The 21980-nt window shown below is 45.2% G+C and carries 21 protein-coding genes; 7 read left to right on the top strand and 14 right to left on the bottom strand.

Annotated features, from left to right (window positions below):
• Positions 1-261: 261 nt before the first annotated feature.
• The 7 genes from C942_RS05730 to C942_RS05700 form a co-directional block, all read right to left on the bottom strand.
• A complete protein-coding gene (locus C942_RS05730) occupies positions 262-693 on the bottom strand; it encodes a hypothetical protein (protein ID WP_036798868.1) in 432 nt (143 codons plus the stop codon).
• 169 nt (positions 694-862) lie between these two features.
• Positions 863-1744: an L-ribulose-5-phosphate 3-epimerase gene (locus C942_RS05725; RefSeq protein ID WP_007463494.1), complete on the bottom strand. Its 882-nt coding sequence runs from the start codon at positions 1742-1744 to the stop codon at positions 863-865.
• A gap of 9 nt (positions 1745-1753) precedes the next feature.
• Positions 1754-2401 carry a 3-keto-L-gulonate-6-phosphate decarboxylase UlaD gene (locus tag C942_RS05720; RefSeq protein ID WP_007463492.1) on the bottom strand — a complete coding sequence of 216 codons (648 nt, stop codon included), beginning with the start codon at positions 2399-2401 and terminating at the stop codon, positions 1754-1756.
• Positions 2402-2406: 5 nt separating this feature from the next.
• On the bottom strand, positions 2407-3228 hold the full coding sequence (locus C942_RS05715) for a Cof-type HAD-IIB family hydrolase (RefSeq protein WP_007463490.1): 822 nt from the start codon (positions 3226-3228) through the stop codon (positions 2407-2409).
• Between the two features lie 5 nt (positions 3229-3233).
• The gene (locus C942_RS05710; RefSeq protein WP_007463488.1) at positions 3234-3926 is read right to left on the bottom strand and encodes an L-ribulose-5-phosphate 4-epimerase; all 693 of its coding nucleotides are present in this window, start codon (positions 3924-3926) and stop codon (positions 3234-3236) included.
• 9 nt (positions 3927-3935) lie between these two features.
• Positions 3936-4412, bottom strand: coding sequence for a PTS sugar transporter subunit IIA (locus C942_RS05705; protein ID WP_007463486.1), 477 nt, complete (start codon positions 4410-4412; stop codon positions 3936-3938).
• A 61-nt stretch (positions 4413-4473) separates the two neighbouring features.
• Positions 4474-6234: a PTS ascorbate-specific subunit IIBC gene (locus C942_RS05700; RefSeq protein WP_036798866.1), complete on the bottom strand. Its 1761-nt coding sequence runs from the start codon at positions 6232-6234 to the stop codon at positions 4474-4476.
• A 423-nt stretch (positions 6235-6657) separates the two neighbouring features.
• On the opposite strand from C942_RS05700, the gene ulaR reads away from it, so the two are divergent.
• Positions 6658-7413 (top strand): HTH-type transcriptional regulator UlaR, encoded by a 756-nt coding sequence (gene ulaR, locus C942_RS05695; RefSeq protein ID WP_007463482.1) that lies wholly within the window; start codon positions 6658-6660, stop codon positions 7411-7413.
• 186 nt (positions 7414-7599) lie between these two features.
• A complete protein-coding gene (ulaG, locus tag C942_RS05690) occupies positions 7600-8667 on the top strand; it encodes an L-ascorbate 6-phosphate lactonase (protein ID WP_007463480.1) in 1068 nt (355 codons plus the stop codon).
• 103 nt (positions 8668-8770) lie between these two features.
• Here the strand turns inward: ulaG and C942_RS05685 are convergent, their stop codons facing one another.
• Together C942_RS05685 and deoD are read right to left on the bottom strand one after the other, a co-directional pair.
• Entirely contained in the window at positions 8771-9010 is a 240-nt protein-coding gene (locus C942_RS05685) for a YgjV family protein (RefSeq protein ID WP_036798863.1), read from the bottom strand.
• Between the two features lie 2 nt (positions 9011-9012).
• Positions 9013-9720 carry a purine-nucleoside phosphorylase gene (gene deoD / locus C942_RS05680; protein ID WP_007463476.1) on the bottom strand — a complete coding sequence of 236 codons (708 nt, stop codon included), beginning with the start codon at positions 9718-9720 and terminating at the stop codon, positions 9013-9015.
• Positions 9721-9837: 117 nt separating this feature from the next.
• Between deoD and C942_RS05675 the strand changes: the two genes are divergently transcribed.
• A complete protein-coding gene (locus C942_RS05675) occupies positions 9838-10488 on the top strand; it encodes a Crp/Fnr family transcriptional regulator (RefSeq protein ID WP_007463474.1) in 651 nt (216 codons plus the stop codon).
• Between the two features lie 502 nt (positions 10489-10990).
• Entirely contained in the window at positions 10991-12013 is a 1023-nt protein-coding gene (locus tag C942_RS05670) for a lipase family protein (RefSeq protein ID WP_007463469.1), read from the top strand.
• A 123-nt stretch (positions 12014-12136) separates the two neighbouring features.
• Here C942_RS05670 and C942_RS05665 read toward each other — a convergent pair whose 3' ends face one another.
• Together C942_RS05665 and agaR are read right to left on the bottom strand one after the other, a co-directional pair.
• A complete protein-coding gene (locus tag C942_RS05665) occupies positions 12137-13996 on the bottom strand; it encodes a methyl-accepting chemotaxis protein (RefSeq protein ID WP_232428146.1) in 1860 nt (619 codons plus the stop codon).
• 516 nt (positions 13997-14512) lie between these two features.
• On the bottom strand, positions 14513-15283 hold the full coding sequence (gene agaR, locus C942_RS05660) for a transcriptional repressor AgaR (protein WP_007463465.1): 771 nt from the start codon (positions 15281-15283) through the stop codon (positions 14513-14515).
• A 294-nt stretch (positions 15284-15577) separates the two neighbouring features.
• Here agaR and C942_RS25000 point away from each other — a divergent pair, with 294 nt between their 5' ends.
• A complete protein-coding gene (locus C942_RS25000; protein WP_157372567.1) occupies positions 15578-15790 on the top strand; it encodes a c-type cytochrome in 213 nt (70 codons plus the stop codon).
• A 32-nt stretch (positions 15791-15822) separates the two neighbouring features.
• Here the strand turns inward: C942_RS25000 and C942_RS05650 are convergent, their stop codons facing one another.
• Both C942_RS05650 and C942_RS05645 read right to left on the bottom strand, forming a co-directional pair.
• Positions 15823-16410 (bottom strand): hypothetical protein, encoded by a 588-nt coding sequence (locus C942_RS05650; protein ID WP_007463461.1) that lies wholly within the window; start codon positions 16408-16410, stop codon positions 15823-15825.
• 106 nt (positions 16411-16516) lie between these two features.
• Entirely contained in the window at positions 16517-17440 is a 924-nt protein-coding gene (locus C942_RS05645; protein WP_007463459.1) for a DUF808 domain-containing protein, read from the bottom strand.
• A gap of 309 nt (positions 17441-17749) precedes the next feature.
• Here C942_RS05645 and ftsH point away from each other — a divergent pair, with 309 nt between their 5' ends.
• Complete coding sequence (ftsH, locus tag C942_RS05640) at positions 17750-19666, top strand: ATP-dependent zinc metalloprotease FtsH (RefSeq protein ID WP_007463456.1); 1917 nt, start codon at positions 17750-17752, stop codon at positions 19664-19666.
• A 139-nt stretch (positions 19667-19805) separates the two neighbouring features.
• Positions 19806-20246, top strand: coding sequence for a hypothetical protein (locus C942_RS05635; protein WP_198287464.1), 441 nt, complete (start codon positions 19806-19808; stop codon positions 20244-20246).
• Positions 20247-20480: 234 nt separating this feature from the next.
• Here the strand turns inward: C942_RS05635 and C942_RS05630 are convergent, their stop codons facing one another.
• Positions 20481-21899, bottom strand: coding sequence for an FAD-binding oxidoreductase (locus C942_RS05630; protein ID WP_007463453.1), 1419 nt, complete (start codon positions 21897-21899; stop codon positions 20481-20483).
• Positions 21900-21980: the final 81 nt, after the last annotated feature.

Below are 21980 nucleotides of genomic sequence, written 5' to 3'. Positions count from 1 at the left end.
ACTAAAAAATACCAGCATCAAACTGCGTTCAAGGAAAAACTTTATAATTAGGTGTCTTATAAAAGGCTATTATTTACGACCGAAGTGAAGAATTATGGATAGCTGGGTTATTTACTGTCAGGAAAAAGCGTTTGCGAATATTCCTACCTGTTTTTTACCGCTGGAGCTTTAGAAACGTAATCAACCGAAACGACAAGAGCTTTATCGTTAATTAGGTCAGTATTATCTGGTTGATACAATCAAATTCACGCCGGAACCACATCACGCTCCCGGATGCAGTTTCATAAACTTGCTATAAGAACTTACTTTGCCGTTAATGTATTCAAACCCGCTGTGAATATTATTTTCAGTATTACCAACGATCTGATATTCGACGATGAACTCACCGCTGATCACCTTAATAAACAGAAAACCATCGATCACTTTCCACAAGCCGTTGAGGGCTTTCTCACTGAATAGATCTTTTTCAGTCAAAGTACCGTTCGGCTTGAGAAGCAATGTCGATGAGAAACCGTCAGCATTCACCTTTACCCAAGGCTGCTGATGCACTTCATAACTCAAAAGCTTGCGGCGTTTCTTCGACCACTCTTTCAGTTCCTGCTCCTGAGCCGGAGTCAATACAGGCAGGTCTTCCATCTCCAAAAGGGTTTGATGTTTTTCGTACCAGAACAATTGTAGATGGAGTAATTTCATAATGCGTTGGTCAGCTTGGAACAGGAAAGCCTGTAACTCTGCGCCAATGCTAATGGGTTGTCAATAACCGGATGTTTTGAAAGGAAAAGGTGCAGCATCCACTGGAGAGAACGCTGCACTATCTTAAAGAACAAAGATAAATAATGATGGTTGCTTAGGATCTGTTGTTTCAGGCTACGAATAGTCTTGGTAGCCCGGCCTTGTCACATGACTGGTTCAGGCGAACCTGTGCAGTCAGGATGTTCTGTTTCCAGTTATCATCCTGCGCCCACATTTCAATCACCAGCGGCACGACACAATTGGTTTCTTTCAAGGTGCTGAAGATGGCATCAAAATCCACTTCCCCCTCACCAATCACCAGGTCCCTAAATTTGCCTTGGTAATCAGGTGTTACCCTGAAGGTATCTTTGAGGTGGATTTGAGTAATATGCGGTACGCTCAGTGCCAGCTCTGTACAGATATCGTAGTTCCAGCCGGAGATATTGCCGACATCCGGATAGGCGGTGAAATAAGGAGAATTCACTTCCCGGTTCAGAATCTCAAACTTGCTCAGAGAATTAAGGTAATCGGTATCCATAATTTCAACCGCCAGCATAACTCCGGCACGCTCCGCCATTTTCGCCGCCTGTTTCATCCCTTCGATAAAACGCTGGTGAGTCAGCTTATCGGCCGGCTCATAATAAACGTCATAACCGGCTAACTGGATAGTCCGCACCCCCAGTTTGTACGCCAGTGAAATAGCCTTCTCCATATGAATGACTGCCTGCTCGCGTATCTGCGGATCGGCAGAGCCAAACGGAAATTTACGGTGTGCACTCAGGCACATCGACTGCAACGGGATCTGGTACAACTCACAGAGACGACGCAGTTCATAAATAGTGTCATCATCCCAATCGAGGCGACTGCGGCGCTCATCCGATTCATCAACTGAAATTTCTAGGAAATCAAAACCCAACTCACGAGTGGTTCGGATTTTATCTTCCCAACTGAAAGCATTCGGCAAGGCTTTCTCATACAAGCCGACACGATGGCGCTGTAAAGTCTGATACATAATCGCCCCCTAGCCCCAGAAGCGATCGATCTGTGCGCGCAGTGCTTCAGCCGTTTCACGGCCTTTTTCACCAGCCAATGCGCGGCCTGCAATGAAGGTTTTCGCTTTGATACCTTCAAACAGGTAAATATCTTCAGGCACAATACCGCCGGTGATCGACAGTTCCAGGCCCAGCTCAGACAGCTGGCGCATTTTTTCCAGATCTGCTTCTGTCCAGCCGACACCAGCCAGTTCAGCATCTCGTGAGCGGTGGTAAATGGCCTGAGTAATACCCAGATCAACCCAGGCTTTGGCATCTTCCATGGTCCAGTTACCGTAGATTTCAATCTGGATTTCGCCGTTGAACTCATCAGCGACTTTCTTACACGCACCTATGGTCGCAATGTGAGCGGCCGCCGATACCGTGATCCAGTCCGAACCGGCTTCAAACGCCATACGAGCAAGGATGGCACCGCCGTCGGTGGTTTTCATATCACACACCAGTACATGTTCCGGATGATTCTGACGCAGGGTTTTCACAGCGTTCATCCCTTCGGCAAAGGCCAGAATAGTGCCGACTTCAATGACATCGACAAAGCTTTCCACATTGTTTGCCACTTCGATAGCCGATGCCAGATCAGTCTGGTCCAGTGCAATTTGAATCATTGGTTTTGTCATGAGGATTATCCTTGAATTTTTTCACGTATCAGACGGGCCAGGCCGTCCTGGTTGTTATCGGTTTGGCAAACAAGTCTGGCGTGGGATTTCACCATTTCATCGGCGTTGAACATCGCCACTCCTAGTCCGGCATAGCGCAACATGGAGATATCGTTATGGTTATCACCGACGGCAATAACATGATTAGCGTGATAGCCCAGCTCAGAGACATATTCCGCCAGTCGCTGTCCTTTACTGTTGCCGATAGCAGCAAAATCGACGCGGTTCGACCATGAACGTTCACCGTTGAATTTCTGCTGCACCCAGGGCTGCTTAGAAAGGCGCTCAATTGAACTCGGCAGCCCCTCAACAACAAATTTCCAGACATGCTCAACTTCACCCACCCGCTCGCTGAAAGAGTCAATCTGTTCAATCTTCGGCTGATGCCCTTCCGGGTACTGGTTTGCCCATTTTTCCAGTGCCTGCATATAAGCAATAGGGTTGCATCGGGAGTAAGTCATCGAGTCGGTGACGTACATAACCATTTTCATCTGGAACTCTTTTGCGAGAGCGATAAAGCTCAACGCATCCTGCTTCTCAATGGCGTTCTGTTTGAGCACCCGGCTGTTGCCGTAGTCGTACACATAGGTTCCGTTGCAGCAAATAATCGGGGTATTCAGCCCCAGTTCGTCATAGTAGGGTTTTGCTGCTGTATGGTGACGACCTGTCACAATCACGACATGACACTTGTCCTGCGCCTGTCGGATCGCTTGTTTGACCTCAGGATGAATGGTGTGATTATCGGTCAGCACCGTTCCGTCTAAATCTAATGCAAGCACTTTATACATAACGATTACCTTTGACCGTAGTAGGCGTTCTCACCGTGTTTACGCAGGTAGTGTTTATCCGAAAGCTCCGGCTGGATTTTGATACCGCTATTTAGAGAGCGGGTTGCCAGCGCCATTGCCGACACCTCTTCCAGCACGACAGCGTTATGCACGGCATCGCCGGCATTTTTACCCCAGGAGAATGGCGCATGCCCGGCAACAATCACGCTCGGAACCGCCATCGGGTCGATCTTGCGAATGGCAAATTCTTCAATAATCACTAAACCGGTATTCTTCTCGTAAGCGCCGGCAATCTCATCATGTGAAAGCTTGCGGGTACACGGAATATCACCGTAGAAATAGTCGGCGTGGGTCGTGCCGAGTGCCGGAATATCGATACCGGCCTGCGCCCAGATAGTGGCACTGCGTGAATGAGTGTGTACTACGCCACCAATACCCGGAAATGCTTTGTAAATCTCAATATGGGTATCCGTATCACTGGACGGGTTCAAAGAGCCTTCAACCACATTTCCGTCCAGATCCACCACCACAATATCGTCCGCAGTCATCTGGTCGTATTCCACACCCGATGGTTTGATAGCCAGCACACCGAGTTCGCGGTCAATCTCAGACACATTTCCCCAGGTGAATGTCACCAGACCATATTTCGGCAGCTTGAGGTTGGCCTCAAGCACCCGTTGTTTCAAAGTGCTGTACATAGTCCCTCCTTACAGTGCGTCAGCCAGAGCCTGATCAATAACCAGGTAAACATCTTCCGCACTACGGCAGCGGCGCAGCTTATCCAGGTCAACACCAGTTTCACTGTCTTCATCATCCAGAACCTGAGTGACTTCCATCAGGCCTTCCATGTGCTCGTCAGAAGAGCTGCCAGCCAGAGTGATAAGCACATCAACAGGCTCATCTTCACCTTCGAAATAAATCGGTTTATCCAGCGTCACCAGCGCAAAAGCAGTTTTCAGTACGCCATTTTCCGGGCGGGCATGCGGTAATGCGAGGTTTGGCGCAATCACAATGTAAGGGCCAAGTTGCTCAACGCTGCTGATAATTGCCTCGTGGTAGGAAGGAGCAATTGCGCCGGAGGCAATCAGCATGTCGGTACCGATCTTGATTGCTTCACGCCAATCGTTAGCTGATGCCTGCAGCTTGATGGAGTTATTGTCGATTAGTGATTGTTTTAAACCCATTGTTCTATCTCCCGTTGGGTGCCAGCCGAGCTGGCACCAAATTCACTTTTGTTCTGTGTACTTATTTTGTAGCAGCGAAGTTCTTGTCGATAATATCGAGCAGCTCGTCACCGAATGAGTTAGGGTTCAGCATATTCTGGACACCGAGGACAAACTTACCTTCGCCCGGTTCCATCTCAGATGACAGGTGCTTAGAGGAAACGATGATGTCAGTCGTGGCCAGCTTGGACTTGTAATCCGACACCGCACAAGAATCCATCACATGCGGAATACCTTTCTTATCCAGATACTTACCGATCTTCATTTTCATCATCATCGATGAACCCTGACCGTTGCCGCACACCGCAAGAATACTGACCGGACGGACACCGTCGCTGGCTTCAATCGCACGCTCAACCGCTTCAACAACTTCCGGCTCTTCAGCTACATCCACAGTACCCTGAGCATCTTCCTCAGCACGCAACTTCTTCGATGCGAAGTACATGTAGACAACTGACAGGCCAACCAAGACGAAGAAGAAGAGTTTCGACGCCGACAGACCCTGCATAATTGGCGGGAACAAGAGTGCCCAGTCCGCCATTCCCATCCAGCCGCTGAATTCTGCACCTTGCTGGCTGAACAGGTGGATTGCCCATGCAGAGCCGACAACTTCGATGATGCCCATCACGAAACAGATCTTCATCACAGCACGCCAGCCGCCGAAGTGGTTCGCGAACACGCCGATGGTTGCGTTCGAGAAGAACATAGGGATAAAACCAGGGATGATCATGATTGGCGCATCAAATGCCAGCATGGCCAAAACAGCAGCGAACTGACCCAGCGCACCCCACATGAAACCGAAGACCATGGCATTTGGTGAGAAGGCATAAATAGCAGCGCAATCGATTGCCAATACGGCATTAGGAATAACGCGCTCAGAGATACCCTTAAATGCCTCAGACAGTTCGGCCACGAACATACGCACACCAGCAACGATTACCTGAATAGCAACGGCGAACTTAAGGCCGGTTTCAAGGATATAGATTGTCCAGTGTGTTTTGCCGGCCATCGCCTGCAGGTTATCGAGACCGAAAGAAAGCAGAATGATGCCGAAGAAGAAGGTCATCACAATCGCAGTCGCTGCGATGCTATCGTGGAAGATGTGAAGCCATTTAGGCAGCTCAAGGTGGTCAACACTGTCTTTCTTGTCGCCCAACTTTGGCGCAACCTTGGTTGCAATCCAGGAGGCAACCTGCTGTTGGTGACCAATCGAGAAGCCCGCACCACCGGTGACTTCCTGGGTTGGTTTGAACATGATATTGGAGGAAATACCCCAATACAGTGCCATCAGAACCGCAGAGTAAATGATGGTTTCCCACATGCTGGCACCGAGCACTAAATAGAATACGGCAATCAAACCCGCCTGCTGGAACATAATATGTCCCGTCAGCATGATGGTACGGATACCGGTGTAGCGGCGGAAAAGCACAAGAAGAATGTTTATGCCCAGTGCCAGCAGCACTGCGTAACCAACCCATGAGTAGTTGTCACCCATAGTTTCCATGGTCGCCATCATGGATGTGTAAGGGTCGATGACAGAACCCGTAAGACCGTGGTACTCAGACAGCTTTGAGATGACAGGTTTGAAGCCTGCAACCAAAGTACCGGCACCAACCTGGACCAACATAAAGCCGACAATGGTTTTAATTGATCCTTTGAGGATAGTTGTCGCGTCTCTTCTAAGCAGCCAGTACCCGATAAGGGTGACCAGTCCCAGCAGCAGAGGTGCTTTGGTCATAACCTGACTGTAAAAAATGTAGAAGATATCGTACAAGAACTCCATATCTTTACCCCTTGATAATATCTTTGTTGTTATGTGGATACCCAAACCACCTCAACATGCTCATCTGTGTAACACCTTGATTCCTTTTGGGTATGGGTCAGAGTGATTCAGTGATTATTTGCCTGATATCTACTCAGCTTTTGCTCACAAAACAAACCATAACAATCATAAGTAATCATTCAATGCTCATTTATGATTATTTTGATATTTATCAATTTTGCTGATTAAAAATCGCCGCATTTGATAACCACGTCACACCAAATTTATAAAAAACCAATAAATACAATAACTTAATTATTTTTGTGATTATCAGCAAAGTTTTGTGGGTGGAGAATTTGACATCATATAACCTGAGCCATAGAATCAAAACAAATCAAAAATAATCACCAAGTAATCACTTGATGAAAAGATAAGGTGATAATCATGAATGAAGTTCAAAGACATCACGCAATTTTGTCTTTGCTGGATGAAAAACGAACGATCAATATCGCGAACATTATTGATAAGTTTCACGTCTCGCCTGCTACGGCGCGTCGCGATATCTCTAAGCTTGATGAGCTGGGTAAATTAAAGAAGATACGTAACGGTGCTGAACGCATTGAGGTTAAAAAGAAAAACTGGACGCCGCTGAACATCAACAGCACGGATCATTTCCACGAGAAATCCCAGATTGCCCTCAAAGCAGCAGAGCTCTGCCAGCCTGGTGACAGCGTTGTCATCAACTGCGGTTCAACCGCCTTCCTGCTAGGCCAGAAGCTCTGCGGTCAGGATGTTCAAATCGTTACTAACTATTTCCCGCTGGCCAGTTACCTAATCAATGAAGATCATGAGAATGTCATCATCATTGGCGGTCAGTACAACAAAGCCCAGCATATCTTCCTGAATCCGGCCCCGGATGCACTAGGCGGATATGCCGGCCACTGGATGTTTACCAGTGGCAAAGGACTTACCGATGCTGGGCTATATAAAACCGACATGCTGACGGCTGTTGCCGAACAGCAAATGCTGGAACAAATCGACAAGCTGGTTGTTGTTGTCGACAGCTCCAAAGTCGGGCATCGAACAGGCATGCTATTTTGCCCGGCAACTAAGATCGACATTGTTATAACCGGTAAGGATGCCGATCCAAAAGTCATCAAGACGATTGAAGAACAGGGAACCCAGGTGATCTTAGTGTAGATATTGGCGTCACCGTTACTTCCGGTCCGGATATGAATTAATTATTCCCTTCTCCGACTATCCGGGCTGGAGTAACTCCCTCAGATTAAAGAACAAAACTGCTAAGTGTCTTAACCGTGCGTTAAGACGCTCAGCCCCCTACATCCAAAATTTGTCTTTTAACGTTGTGAAAGAAAAGGTGTTGCTATGAGTAATGTAAATGAAATCACCCGCGAGTCATGGATTTTGAATACTTTCCCTGAGTGGGGAACCTGGCTTAACGAAGAGATCGAACAAACGGTTGTTGAGCCGAATACTTTCTCTATGTGGTGGCTGGGTTGTACCGGTATTTGGCTGAAGTCAGAGGGCAACACCAATATTTCCATCGACTTCTGGTGTGGTACAGGTAAAAAAACCCGTAAGAATGCATTCATGAAACAGCAACACCAGATGATGCGTATGGGTGGTGTACGCGCACTCCAGCCTAACCTGCGTACCTCAATTTTCCCGATGGATCCGTTTGCGATCAAAGAAATTGATGCTGTGCTGGCTTCTCACGATCATGCTGATCACATTGATATCAACGTTGCCGCGGCTGTACTGCAAAACTGTGGTGAGCACGTGAAATTCATCGGCCCGCAGGCTTGTGTCGATCTGTGGACTGGCTGGGGTGTACCTGAAGATCGCTGTATTGTTGCTAAAGTTGGAGACTGTATTGAAATCGGCGATATGAAGATCAAGGTTTTAGACTCTTTCGACCGCACTGCGCTAGTCACTCTGCCAGCCGGTACTTCATCTAATGATAAAGAGATCCTCGACGGTATGGACGCACGAGCGGTGAACTACCTGATCGAAACAACCGGCGGTTCTGTTTACCACTCAGGTGACTCACACTACTCGAACTACTACGCTAAGCACGGTAATGAATACCAGATTGATGTTGCCCTTCTTTCTTACGGCGAAAACCCTCGCGGCGTTACTGACAAAATGACCGCTTCTGATATCCTGCGCGCCGGTGAGTCACTGGACTGCGAAGTGGTGATCCCTTTCCACCACGATATCTGGGCCAACTTCCAGAATGACCCGCGTGAAATCGAAGTACTCTGGAAGATGAAGAAAGATCGCCTGCAATACGGCTTCGCGCCATTCTTCTGGCAGGTTGGCGGTAAATACACTTACCCTACCGACAAAGGTCGCATGCACTTCCAGCACTTCCGTGGATTCCGCGATATTTTCACTGATGAACCGGAACTGCCATACAAAGCATTCCTGTAATTTCACACAACAGGCATTGTGACGGTAACGCCACTCGTCACGGCTAAAATACAAAGCCCCCGCCATGAGCAAGCGGGGGCTTCTTCGTTGCGAAAGACCGTAATTAAGCGACTCTTTTCAGCCTGAGCACGTGATAAATATTAATCATCGCGCAAAAGGCATTCAGCAGAGCGACTGGCAATGCGTCAATAAATACACCGTAAACAACAAACATCATGCAGCCGCAGAAATTAAAATACCGGAGCCTTTCCATATTGGTCATCAGCAATGAGATGCCAACCAGAAGGGAGCCTATATATCCGATGATTTCTACATCGAACCCGAGGGATTGCGTATCAAACATAATTAAGCCCTGATTGCAGTTTCAAACGCCAGCAGCATCATGTTGTCGAAAGTCGTTTCGCGCTCCTGTGCCGTGGTTTCTTCTCCGGTGACGATATGATCCGACACGGTAAGAATACTCAGGGCTTTTACCCGGCTTTCGGCTGCAATCGCAAACAGTGCCGAGGTTTCCATTTCCACTCCTAAGATATTCATATTCTGTAATGCAGGCAGAAGGTTATCGTCACATCCGTAGAATAGATCATTGGTGAAGATATTGCCGAAATGCACTGCTATTTGTTGCTCTTGGGCTATATCGGAACAGGTCTTCAGCAACTGGAAGTGGGGCACTGCAGCATAGTCGTACCCGGCAAAACGAGTACGGTTCGTTATGCTTGCCGTACCGGCACCAGTAGCAACTACAATATCGCGGACATGAACATCATCAGCCACGCCACCGCAACTGCCGATACGAATCAGGTTTTTCACCCCGTACTCTTTAATCAGCTCATGGAAATAAATAGATGCTGACGGGATCCCCATACCATGACCCATTACTGAAATACGCTTGCCCTTGTAAGTGCCGGTGTAGCCAAACATATTTCTGACATCCGTAACCAGCTCAGCATTTTCCAGGTAATTCTCGGCAATATATTTCGCACGTAACGGATCACCCGGCAACAGTACAGTTTCAGCGAATGAATTTGGTGCAGCATTAATATGTGGTGTCATAGTGATGTCCTTAACAGTAATTTCGTTCGCTGCTATATTAGGCAAGTCTCCTTTTTCTTATTAAGGACAAATGTCTGGATCACGCCTTCTCCCTTCACATTTCAGATATCACGGATTATGACGATTAATAACATTGCCCTTGAAGGGCATCAGGAACTGACGAAACTAATTAAAAGTCAGACCTTTAAGACAAGGCATTTGGAAGAAGGTGATTTCATTGTCAAACAAGGGCAGGCAATCAGTGACGTGTACTGGGCAGATCTCGGTCAGTACACCATCCGTCACACCGCATCAAACGGCAGATGCCTCAACCTCGGCTTATTCTTTTCGATTGACCGCCTTTTCGGAGAGGTTGAACTGTTAACTGGCCAACCCTGCCAGTTTGACGTCATCGCAACCGAACCGATGGATATCCTGATCATTCCGTCCGGTACAATGACAGAAATGATGCTGAGCGATCCCCGTATTGCATTCTGGGTATCAAAATCGCTTTCCGTTCGCTATCAAGAAACCATGACGATTGCGATGAACCGAATTCTCCACCCGCTGGTTTACAACGTCGCATGGGATATAGAACAACGCCATTTACAGAATATTCCGCAGGTAAACTTTTCTCTGGTCCATAAAGAAGCACAGCGTTTCGGCTGTTCGGAGAGGGTTTACAGCCGAGTCGTTAAACAGCTTATTGATGCCGAATTGGTGAAAAAAGAAAATAACCGGCTGGAAGTCATCAATATCGGAAAACTCAGCCGATTTCTGGCATCGTGATACTTAATTCTAGATATAACCCACCCGGCAGGAGTTACAACGTCACAGAAAAAGCAGAGGGCGACAATCAACAGGCTCAACAATCAACAGGCTCAATGTTGATATCAGACTGCCAGAAGACTGTGTCTTCTTTCCTCACAATGGCATAACGAAAACTTTGTAATGCGATAAAGGAAGATAAATTAAAGAGTTCAGGTTATTAAATCCTAACTCTTATAACCCCTATCTATAAAAGAAAGTACAAACAGCGAATTCAGCCAGAAATGTAAAGCCGACATAACAACCGTTTTCAGATGTTTAGTTATTATTGATCACAAAAATAACACTATATATTTCACCACAAAAAACAGGACTAATATTGATTACAGTGATTGTCTGTGTTTCGAATTTATTAATTGTTCTATTAATTACATCAAATTCCATTCACACATCACAATCAATTTTATCTGCATTACCTAAATATATTAATCATTAATACCGAATGTGATTCAAAGGTGGAATTATGGCTTATACCAAAGATCAACTCATGCTCGCATTCAGCTACATGAGCTATTACGGCATCACCCATACAGGCACTGCACAAGAAAATGCCGAACTCATACTAAACAAAATGAATCAGGCTTTAAAAGAATGGAAACCTTTTCAGGATGATGACTGGGAGGTTGTCTGGGGCCCGGCAGTTTATACCATTCCTTTTACTATCTTTAATGATGCCATGATGTACGTGGCACAAAAAAAAGGTGTTGAAGGTGAATATGTAATAGCCATTCGAGGTACTAATCCGGTATCGATTTCTGACTGGTTGTTCAATGACTTCATGGTAAGAAAAATGAAGAAGTGGCCATATGGTTCTGTTGAAGGCCGCAAAATGAAAATCTCCAAGAGCACCAGTTATGGTCTGAAAACCCTGCAAAAACTGAAGCCTAAATCAGGTATTCCCGGCGAAGGGAAAACTGTTCTGCAATTCCTGAACGAGCAGATTGGTGAAGAGGGTGAAGCCAAAATCTGCGTTACCGGGCACAGTAAAGGCGGCGCATTATCCTCCACTATGGCGTTGTGGTTGAACGACATTCAGGGTAAAGATCTCTCCCCTAACATCGACATTTCAACTGTACCATTTGCCGGACCAACAGCCGGTAACGCTGCTTTTGCCAATTACTTTGATGAGCAGCTTGGCGATAAATGTTCCCGTATTGCTAACTCATTAGATATAGTGCCATATGCATGGAACACGAAATCGCTGAAAAAACTGAAGTCGTTATATTTATTTGAGCTGCCACCGGTATTGCCTTCGCCATTCCAGCGGGCTTTGATCACAGGGATGATTGCCGAAACCAAGTTTAAAAAATACAAACAAATAAAAGCTGAAACTCCTGCATTGGAAGGCCATTTCAATCCATTATTAATTGAATACTTGGTGCAAGCTGCATATCAACATGTTGTCGGCTATCCGGAACTCATGAATATGAAGGATGATATTCCTTTAGCTGACATCTTCGAAGATGCTATTGCGGGTCTGTTGTAGATGTATATAAAATCGAATTATCAATAAGGAACAAAGGCCCGATTATTTCGGGCCTGATTGTTATAAACCACACAGTGGATTCTTACTCAATATTAAAGATGAGTAAGGTTAGAATGCACCAGATCACTTCAACTTAAACTTATTCACAACAGTGATCAGCTGGTTGTTTGCCGAAGCCAGATTATTAGTTTCACTAACTGTTGCCTCACCACTCTCAGAAAGTTCTCCGACAATTTCTCGAATAGCTGCCATATTGCGAGTAATTTCATCGGCAACTGAGCTTTGCTCTTCTGCTGCGGTTGCAATCTGTGTATTCAAATCATTAATCTGAGTAACAGACTGAGCGATAGTATCCAGATCCGTTGCCACCAAAGAAGTGTTCTCTGCCGTTTGCTCACAAGTAGCCTTTGTCGCTTCCATCGCCGTAATCGCTCCGTTTGAACCAGTATGGAGCTTACTTAATGTTTGTTCGATTTCTGCCGTACTGGTTTGTGTTCTGGCGGCAAGGGCTCTTACTTCATCCGCAACCACAGCAAAGCCTCGGCCCTGCTCACCAGCGCGGGCCGCTTCAATCGCAGCATTTAACGCCAATAGGTTCGTCTGATCAGCAATTTCACCAATCACCTTCAGGACATTAGTAATATCGGAAGTATCTTTTCCGATTTCTGTAATACTGTCAGATGTATTTTCAACATCAGCAACTAATTGAGATACGGTATCAGTCGCATTAGTTACCACATCCTTAGAAGCCGACACTTGTGAATTTGCATTATGAGTGATCTGAGATGCCTGAGAAGCACTGTTAGCAACATCATTTGCTGTTGCACTCATTTCTTCAATTGCGGTAACAACCTGTTCTGTTTCAGTCGTATGGGCAACCAGAACCTCGTTATTAGCTTCTGTCTGTTTTTTCAGCTGCTCAACACTGTGGAAAATATTCTCAGAAGATGTTGAAACTTCCAGCATCAGAGACTGCAAATTACCGATAAATTCATTAATCCCTGCCGAGATCTGTCCGAGATCATCATTACTGGTTACAGGCAGTCGACGAGTAAGATCACCGTTACCTTGCGACAAATCGATGATAACTTCTTTCAGTGAAAGAATTGGGCGATAAAGAATATTCAGTAAGACATAAATCAGCGCTGCTGCGACCGACAGCATCACCAGTGAAGAAACTACCGACCCCGACAGGGCTTCATCTACTTTCTCGTAAGCAACGGCTTGATCAATAACAATCAGCAAATACCACTTCTTACCGTTCACCAAATCAATTTCTTTGGTAAAAGCCAGCTTATCAATGCCATCCTGCACAAAAGAAAACGAGCTGATTTCATTAGACAGCATCTGGCGCTGAACATCTGCCATATCATGCTCAGCAAGGGTGGTTCCCAATGTCAGCTCAGAAGAAGTCGACGCCAATACTTTACCAGTTGCATCCAAAATCGAACTTGCCGCTCCCGGAAAATCTACACTTTCAACCGTATCGGCCAGAATAGACAGCTCGATATCGCCCATCACAACACCATCACTCAACTTTTTAGCGATAGAGACAATATTTAGTCCTGTTTCGGAGTCGGTATAAACATCCGTCAGATTTAAGCCTTCAGTGCGCTTGGCCATTTGAAACCATGGACGGGTTCTTGGATCATATTTGGTGGTATCTGCCACACCATTAATCCAGCGCCCGCTTACAGCTGTTGAATAAGCAGTACCATCGTCAAAACCAAAATAAACGCCCGTTAATTCACCGGCATCCATGGTGTACCTTGCGATATCAACATAATCTTCTTTATGCATCCCCTTTTCATAAGTTTGGGACAATGAATTGATTATTCTCGCTTTACTCTTAAACCAGGTTTCAATTTTCTTTGCTTCATAGCGAATTGTTGAAAGTGACTGGGTATTTATACTATCAATTGCACTTTGTTTTAAATCACCATATGCCATCCAATTAGATGCAAGCAAACACACAGTAACCATCATTATAATTGAAATAATGATCGTTTCTTTAAAGCCCAGGGATTTCATTTGTTTAACCTTATTGAAAGTAATAATACGCTATTAGCAGTTAATCAGCTTAAGATTCTGTGCTGGTTACAACATCAAAATAGCACCGTACACATCAAAGCCATAAAATGCTTTATATTCAAAGCATTAAAAATGCAGTGAACGATTTATAATTTAATAGGAAATATCAAGAAGCGACGTGACGAGAAAAAACTTAAATATTTTTCCTGGAAAGTTAAAAATAACCATCCATACAAATAAGAATCAATATCACAAGAAAGATGATAGCAAAATATTACTTATCCAAGAAAACATCAAATTAAAAAGAAAAACTGAATAGAGTGACTATAAATAATAAACTTACTGACAATTGGATATATCTATAACTCGTCATGCTATGGCTTCACGATTAACAAGTAACAATCTAAAAACAATAGCTTAATATCAAGAGTCAAGCCCTTGTATAGGCAAGGGCTTTTATAGCTAAAACTAGATTTGTACAATAATGAGATTGATATTCATATTCTTTAAAGTCTGAACATAATCATCAGGAATACCAGAGTCAGTAACGAGTGTATCAATATGATCAATTTCGCGAATCAGATGATGACTTCGTTTACCAAATTTACTTGAATCCGCAACAGCAATAACCTGATCAGAAACCTCACACATCAAACGGTTAAGGCTAGCTTCCTGTTCATTATGTGTTGTAATTCCTGAGCGAAAGTCGAAATCATCTACACCCAAAAATACTTTATTGAAGCGATAATTCTTCAAACCGGCTTCAGCCTGTGCCCCGGTGAAAGATAACGTTTTTTTTCGCAGAGCGCCTCCGGTCATCAATACTTCGACGCCGGTTTTTGACGACAGCTCAACTGCCACATCCAAGCCATTAGTCATTACTATTACATTTTCAACATTGGAGATATTGGCTGCGATTTCGCGCGTTGTTGAGCCAGAATCCAGAATGACGATATCTCCATCTTCGATCAATCGCGAAGCAGCCTCCCCAAGTAAGGTTTTAATCCCCACATTTTGACGACGCTTTTCATGAACATTCAGTTCCGTAATTCCACCGGTGTTAGATATGGCTGCGCCATGCGCCCGCACAATGTAACCATTTTTCTCAAGAAAACTGAGATCACTTCGAATGGTGACAGTGGAGACATTAAACCTCGAAGCAAGGTCCTCGACGAGGGCTTTACCATCTCGGTTTACCACATCGACTATTTCCATACGTCTTTCGACAGCACTTTTCATTTTATCTAGCCTTCTTACGAAATCAGCAATGCACAATTTCAAATACAACTTATACGCAAATAACCTTAATCGCAGGGTTCAGATTAATTTCACTAAACTGTAAATATCAATCCGATTAGTCAGAGAGATAGCCGACAACCTTTATTTTTTCTTATTACACCTGCAAACAGATTAGACCATATCATAACGTTCCAAAATAGAACTGCCAAACAACTCTTCCGCTTTCATTAAGAAACTAATTATCTGATATTTATGAATATCTGGTAGTTATTATCACTAGTAGTTAGGGATAGAGTGATTACAACAACATTAGTGGTTAGCCAGGATAATATATATGACAAATTGATGAATCTGTTTGGTATGAAAACCGAACTTATTAATTCAGTTCTTGATGGTGACAGCGATCAGGGGGGAGTAATGCCAGCCTTAAAGAGTACACTTTCAAAAGCAGATGTTAATGATATCTTTGAGTACATTAAAAGCATCAATGGGCGTGTTATGAAATAACGCCCCAAAACGGGGCGTTATCAGTTCGTTATTCAATCGATCTCTTCATAAGTCTTCGTCATTTCTGCCGGGGCGATACCATAGCCGCCGTCCGTCAGATAACCATCTTTGTAGACCGTCATTCCCTGCTCATTCCATTCAACGGCAATGATGGCAGTTTCACCATCTTCACTGCCCAGCAGGGTCAGAATGTCGTCCGTGATAGGAATAGCTTTAATGGTTTTTGCTCGCTGGAAAGGCATGAATCGCATCTGATCTGGCAATTCGCCGTAAGTTTCCTGCCACTTCTCTTTTGGTACCAGCCATTCATTAAAAACTGCACCGCTAACCGGCTCTGGATTACGGGCAATCACAACATCCGATGAAATCACATTCTCAGTTTCCAGTTTTGGCTTACCGTTTTCATCAGCCACATAAGTAGGAATATCCCGACCAATCTCACTCGGGTGAGGCAAGCGACCCAAAGTAAACGCCTTTTTACGAAACACTTTCGCTGAATAAAACTCCGCCATTACCTCAGGAATATCCTGAAAAGTAACCGGCTCAGTTTCAGCTGTTGCGTAAAAGCTTGATAGACTCAATAAAGCAGTTAAAGCTGTCGCAAGCAGTACGTTTTTCATTTTGTGTCTCTTTCTGTATGGCATTCGGCAAGATGATTCTAATCCAAATCCCTCTTTAACATAACTCCTTATATTAAAAAGAGTTTGAATCGACACAAAATCCGGCTCAAGATCCCGGTTTAGCCACCGCTTTCATCTTTCCGAACACAGAAAAAATCCCAAGCACCAAAATACCGGACAAAATACCAATCACAGCATTGAGAAACGCAGGCAACATAATAGCGTTGCCAGGCATCATATCTGTCTGCTCCGTAAGATGATGAATGAGCTCATGGGAATTCGGAATACTATGAACCACAATACCACCGCCAACCAGAAACATCGCAACTGTACCGACAACTGACAGCGTTTTCATTAAATAAGGCGCAGCATTGATTAATCCGTTCCCCAGCGCATGGACATAAGTTGAGACGTGGTTATTTCTGACTAAATGCAATCCCCAATCGTCAAGTTTTACTATCCCGGCCACCAGCCCATATACCCCAGTTGTCATCAGCACCGCGATCAAGCTGACAACAAGAAGCTGGGTAACCAGACTGCTACCCTGAACCGTTCCTAATGCGATCACTATAATTTCAGCCGAAAGGATAAAATCGGTTCGTATTGCTCCTTTGATTTTCTCTTTTTCAAACTCAACCAAATCGTCGGCCCTGTCCATTTTCTCCAGCAGATCTGACTCTTGCAAAACCGGAGAGTGCAGTAACTTTTCAACGATTTTCTCAGCCCCTTCAAAGCACAAGAAAAGACCACCGAGCAATAACATTGGGGTGGACAGCCACGGGGAAACCGCGCTAATCAACAATGCCGCCGGCACAAGGATGCACTTATTACGAAAAGAACCTTTTGCCACCGCCCAGACGACCGGAATTTCCCGCTCAGCCCTGACGCCGGACACCTGTTGTGCGTTCAGAGCAAGATCGTCTCCCAACACACCCGCGGTTTTCCTCGCCGCCACTTTGCTCATTACAGCAACATCATCGAGCACTGTCGCTATATCATCTAAAAGGGTTAATAAACTCGCTCCGGCCATTTTCACTCCTGAGAATCAGTTTTTTATAAACATAGCCAACGTTTCTGTTTTTGCATATAGCAAATCACGCACAAATAACTGACATACTTCACTTTTTTGTGACAATACGTGAACCAGTAAAGTTACTTGTTCACTTGAAACTATTTAGGAGTTAATCAGTAGAGTCCGTTCTTTTTTTATCCATGACTTTCGCTCCATATTTTTCAGGGATACTGGCAATTCTCAGACAAGAGGCACAGCCAACAACTGCTACAGTTAAGCCAGAATGAAATTTTCTGAACCTAATCAGGCTTACAGGCAGGAATACAGATGCCAGATGAACAGCAAGATCCGAAAAAAACACCGGATATCCAGAACTGGATTATCAATGCCGTACTGATTCTTGGCCTGATCATGTTTTATTTTTTGCTAACGAATGACTCCGCCAAGTCACCATCCGAGGCTGTTCCTTACAGTGAATTCAAAGCATTGCTCACTGACGGAAAAGTGGCATCGGTCACCCTTAGAGGCAATAAAGCCGAAGTCACCTTATTGCAGGAAGAACCCATCGGCCCACAGAAAACCCTGAGCCGAAAGTTTGAAACCCGCATACCCGATATTGGTGATGAGAGCCTGCTTCCGGCCCTTGAAGCACAGCGCATTGTGCTTAGAGTACAACCACCAGATGAAAACAAAGGATTATGGTTGATCCTGCTGAACCTGTTGCCATGGATCGTGATCATTGGCTTCTGGTTCTGGGCTATCAACCGGGCACAGCAAAACATCACCGGCGGGATTGGAGGCAAAGGCAAGCTGGACTCCTTCCTGCGCGGTTCACCTCGCAAGTCAGATATCCCAAATGTTAATTTTGATGATGTCGCCGGGCAGGACTCTGCCAAACGAGAAGTATCAGAACTGGTTGAGTTTCTCAAACACCCATCTCACTTTCGTCAGCTCGGAGCCGAAGTGCCACGCGGAGTGCTAATGATGGGGCCACCGGGTACAGGAAAAACCTTAATGGCGCGGGCTCTGGCTGGTGAAGCTGGTGTCCGTTTCTATTCAATTTCCGGCTCGGAGTTTATTGAAGTTTTTGTCGGAGTGGGGGCTTCACGCGTCCGCCATTTATTTGAGGAAGCCAAAGAAAATTCACCGGCCATTATCTTTATTGATGAACTGGACAGCATCGGCCGCACCCGTGGCACAGGGCTCGGCGGCGGCCATGATGAACGAGAACAAACCCTGAACCAAATACTTGCTGAAATGGACGGATTCAGCGGCCATGAAGCCATCATAGTACTTGGAGCAACCAACCGTCCTGATGTACTCGACCCGGCATTACTACGCCCAGGCCGTTTCGACCGCCATGTGGTATTGGAGCTACCGGACCGCAACGACCGCATTGCTATTCTGAAAGTCCATAGTCGAAAAATGCCGCTTGATGATGATGTCAGCTTTGAACAGCTATCAGCCGGGACACCCGGTTTCTCCGGAGCCGATATAAAAAATTTGGTAAATGAAGCAGCAATGTTCGCTGCCCGTGATAAAGCAGACAAAGTCTGCATGGCACACTTTGATGAAGCCAGAGATAAACTGATGCTAGGAACGGTGCGCACTCTGGCAATCCAGCCAGACGAACGCCATCGTCTTGCCATTCATGAATCCGGACACACCTTAGTGGCCTATTTCCAACCCGACGCTGATCCGATTTATAAAGTCAGTATTATTCCTCGCGGTCGAGCTCTCGGTGTTACTCACCAGTTGCCGGAATATGAGCGTTATACCTTGTCTGAGGACTATTTAAGAGCCCGATTAGCAGTAATTCTGGGCGGGCGCAGTGCTGAGCAAGTCATGCTGGGGACAATCAGCTCCGGTGCCGATGATGATATAGCCCAAGCCACCGCATTGGCACGGGCCATGGTTTCCCGCTGGGGCATGTCGAAGGAAATTGGCCCGGTAGATCTCCGAGACAGCGAATCGCATCCGTTTTTAGGTAAAGAAATCGCCCAGCCCCGACACTTTTCCGAAAGTTCGGCCCGCTCTGTCGACAAAGCAGTAAAAGCATTTCTTTCTGAAGCGGAAAAGCAGGCGATAGATTTAATTGGCACCCACAAGAAACAACTGGAAAGCTTAATTCAAGAACTCGAAGAACATGAAACCCTCGACGGAGAGCAGATTAAAGTATGTTTAGGAGATAAGGTTAGTTCGATAAAAACCAACAGTACAAAATCGAAAGAGGTGCGTGATTAGGGAACAACTTTACCAGCCACTAAATAACCAATAATTACAAATCCATACAATCAAAGCATTAACCTTCACTCACATTTGGTCGTTTTCTGTTAAAAAGAGCCAATAAAAATAAGGACTAAAGAGCCAAATGAACATTTCAATGCACACAGCATCTCTCTTCAGGGACTTTCAACAACCAGTCTCACCAAATTCTCAAGCAGAGGCAAACAAACACAACAAGCTTGCTGAAACAGATAACCCGTCAGGGATCAATCTTAATAACCCAGCACCAATCTCTGCTATCGACCATGCTAAAAACCTCAATATCCAATTAAAGAAAAGTGTAAGCAGCGTTACCAAAGAGCAGCGTACAGAGAAAGATGACAAAGAAAAAAGCCAAATCGAAAAGCTGAAAGAACGCCTGAACAAAGAGATTGAAGAGCTGATAGAGCAAATAAAACACTTAGCAAAGTTCGATAACGAGCCAGCACAAAAGCTCAAAGAAAATCTTCAGAGCCGCCTTATTCAAGTACAAGAGCAACTCAATAAGATCATAGAAGAAGAGCAAAAGAAAAAAGAACGTGAAAAAAATATGCGTTAGTTGTACCCAAAGGTCTGCTACTGGCAGACCTTTTGTAGAAACTATTTCACGTATTTGCCCGATTTACCGACTTCATAAAAAAACACAGTCAAAGCCCGGCCTGCATTTTCCGGTGTCAGCGGTCCCAATACGGCGGGCCGCTGGCAAAAGAACAGTAGTGGAAATCAAAAAGATATAAGACAAACAAATAAGCCTCTGATTCTTTATCTTCCATTAAGGTGAATTAACACAAGTTCAATACAAAGGTTTAATATTGCGGTTGGTACGAAAAACATTTTCAGGGTCCCACTTAGCCTTAATTTCTGAAAGACGTTTTAGCCCTTTACCCAAAGCTGCCTCCATTCTTTCAGGACCTTCATCTTCAACCAAAAAGTTAATATAGGTCCCTCCGGTTGAGAAAGACTTCATATCTTCCCACGCCCGCCTTGCCCAATCTATATTCTGCAGGTCATCGTTTTCATCTTCCCAGGATCCGGCAAGATTAAGTACAAAATGCGCATTGCGGTTACCGACTGGCGAATGTTCATCCTCTAATCTGTTCAGTGCTCCTGCCAAATGAAACAAAATAACGGCCGAGTGAGGCGAGGGAATCTGAGCTGCATGATCCATCACTTTCTGACATAAATTATCTTCCACAGCAGGCAGGTATTCACTCTTCCAATAATAGCGACGCCCCTTAGGCTGCGTTGCATCAAGCAATGACTGCAACTGCGTATAGGGCCTACGCATCAGAATATCACCAATCGGATTACCCAGAGATTTAATAGGGGCTATAATTTTTTCACCCAACTCAAGATCACCACTATAACAAGCAAGCATAATGACAACTGGCTTACCGTGATATTCCTTTGGCAACCAAGGAGCCGGAGGTGCAGGACGCATCAACAGTGCAAGAGTAAGTTCCGGTGGTGCATTTTCAGTAAGCTCTCGGTACAACTTCAACACATTAGGTGCCTCACTGGCTGGCCATGCGACAGGTCCACCAATAATCTCTTCTCCCAAAGGGTAGAGTTTGTAATCAATACCGGTTACAACACCAAAGTTTCCGCCTCCGCCTCTAAGCCCCCAAAATAAATCTGAGTTTTCCTGCTCACTGGCATGAACTAATTTTCCTTCGGCAGTTACGACATCCATCCCCACCACATTATCGGATGCCCAGCCCCAACGTCGTGTCAGGTAACCAAAACCGCCTCCCAAAGTGAGGCCGGTGATTCCGGTTCGAGATACAAACCCCAGAACTGCCGCTAAATTATGTACCTGTGTCTCTCGATCAACATCTCCGAGTAAACATCCCGCCTGGGCATGAGCAACTTTTGTTTTTACATCGACCCACACACCACGCATCAGGGACATATCAAGCATCATGGCTCCATCAGCAGTTGCCAGTCCGGCGATATTATGACCACCACCTTTTACACAAAGCAGTAAATCATGTTCACGTGCAAACTGTACGCATGTCATCACATCGCCTACACCGATACACCGAACGACAAACGCGGGATAATGATCAATCATCGCATTCCACACCGTGCGAGATTCTTCATACTCTGAATCACAGGCAAAGATCAGTAAGCCATTTAATTTCGATTTCAATCCATCCAGCTCTTGCTGAGACAGTTCAACCTCAGAGCCACTCAATGTTTTAACTTTCACCGTGAATCCTCCAATCCTAAGCCATCAAGCTCTATAAGTACGTGCATGAGACATTAGATTTAGGGATAACCGTTACCCAGA

The organism is Photobacterium marinum (genome assembly GCF_000331515.1).
Lineage (GTDB): Bacteria > Pseudomonadota > Gammaproteobacteria > Enterobacterales > Vibrionaceae > Photobacterium > Photobacterium marinum.
The sequence above is the reverse complement of the archived record's forward strand: the minus strand, read 5'-3'. Positions and strand labels throughout refer to the sequence as shown.

What these genes read in the sequence shown, in the direction of transcription:
- C942_RS05730 (WP_036798868.1), bottom strand. Translation starts at nt 693, where the DNA reads ATGAAATTACTCCATCTACAATTGTTCTGGTACGAAAAACATCAAACC.
- C942_RS05725 (WP_007463494.1), bottom strand. Translation starts at nt 1,744, where the DNA reads ATGTATCAGACTTTACAGCGCCATCGTGTCGGCTTGTATGAGAAAGCC.
- C942_RS05720 (WP_007463492.1), bottom strand. Translation starts at nt 2,401, where the DNA reads ATGACAAAACCAATGATTCAAATTGCACTGGACCAGACTGATCTGGCA.
- C942_RS05715 (WP_007463490.1), bottom strand. Translation starts at nt 3,228, where the DNA reads ATGTATAAAGTGCTTGCATTAGATTTAGACGGAACGGTGCTGACCGAT.
- C942_RS05710 (WP_007463488.1), bottom strand. Translation starts at nt 3,926, where the DNA reads ATGTACAGCACTTTGAAACAACGGGTGCTTGAGGCCAACCTCAAGCTG.
- C942_RS05705 (WP_007463486.1), bottom strand. Translation starts at nt 4,412, where the DNA reads ATGGGTTTAAAACAATCACTAATCGACAATAACTCCATCAAGCTGCAG.
- C942_RS05700 (WP_036798866.1), bottom strand. Translation starts at nt 6,234, where the DNA reads ATGGAGTTCTTGTACGATATCTTCTACATTTTTTACAGTCAGGTTATG.
- ulaR (WP_007463482.1), top strand. Translation starts at nt 6,658, where the DNA reads ATGAATGAAGTTCAAAGACATCACGCAATTTTGTCTTTGCTGGATGAA.
- ulaG (WP_007463480.1), top strand. Translation starts at nt 7,600, where the DNA reads ATGAGTAATGTAAATGAAATCACCCGCGAGTCATGGATTTTGAATACT.
- C942_RS05685 (WP_036798863.1), bottom strand. Translation starts at nt 9,010, where the DNA reads ATGTTTGATACGCAATCCCTCGGGTTCGATGTAGAAATCATCGGATAT.
- deoD (WP_007463476.1), bottom strand. Translation starts at nt 9,720, where the DNA reads ATGACACCACATATTAATGCTGCACCAAATTCATTCGCTGAAACTGTA.
- C942_RS05675 (WP_007463474.1), top strand. Translation starts at nt 9,838, where the DNA reads ATGACGATTAATAACATTGCCCTTGAAGGGCATCAGGAACTGACGAAA.
- C942_RS05670 (WP_007463469.1), top strand. Translation starts at nt 10,991, where the DNA reads ATGGCTTATACCAAAGATCAACTCATGCTCGCATTCAGCTACATGAGC.
- C942_RS05665 (WP_232428146.1), bottom strand. Translation starts at nt 13,996, where the DNA reads ATGGTTACTGTGTGTTTGCTTGCATCTAATTGGATGGCATATGGTGAT.
- agaR (WP_007463465.1), bottom strand. Translation starts at nt 15,283, where the DNA reads ATGAAAAGTGCTGTCGAAAGACGTATGGAAATAGTCGATGTGGTAAAC.
- C942_RS05650 (WP_007463461.1), bottom strand. Translation starts at nt 16,410, where the DNA reads ATGAAAAACGTACTGCTTGCGACAGCTTTAACTGCTTTATTGAGTCTA.
- C942_RS05645 (WP_007463459.1), bottom strand. Translation starts at nt 17,440, where the DNA reads ATGGCCGGAGCGAGTTTATTAACCCTTTTAGATGATATAGCGACAGTG.
- ftsH (WP_007463456.1), top strand. Translation starts at nt 17,750, where the DNA reads ATGCCAGATGAACAGCAAGATCCGAAAAAAACACCGGATATCCAGAAC.
- C942_RS05635 (WP_198287464.1), top strand. Translation starts at nt 19,806, where the DNA reads ATGCACACAGCATCTCTCTTCAGGGACTTTCAACAACCAGTCTCACCA.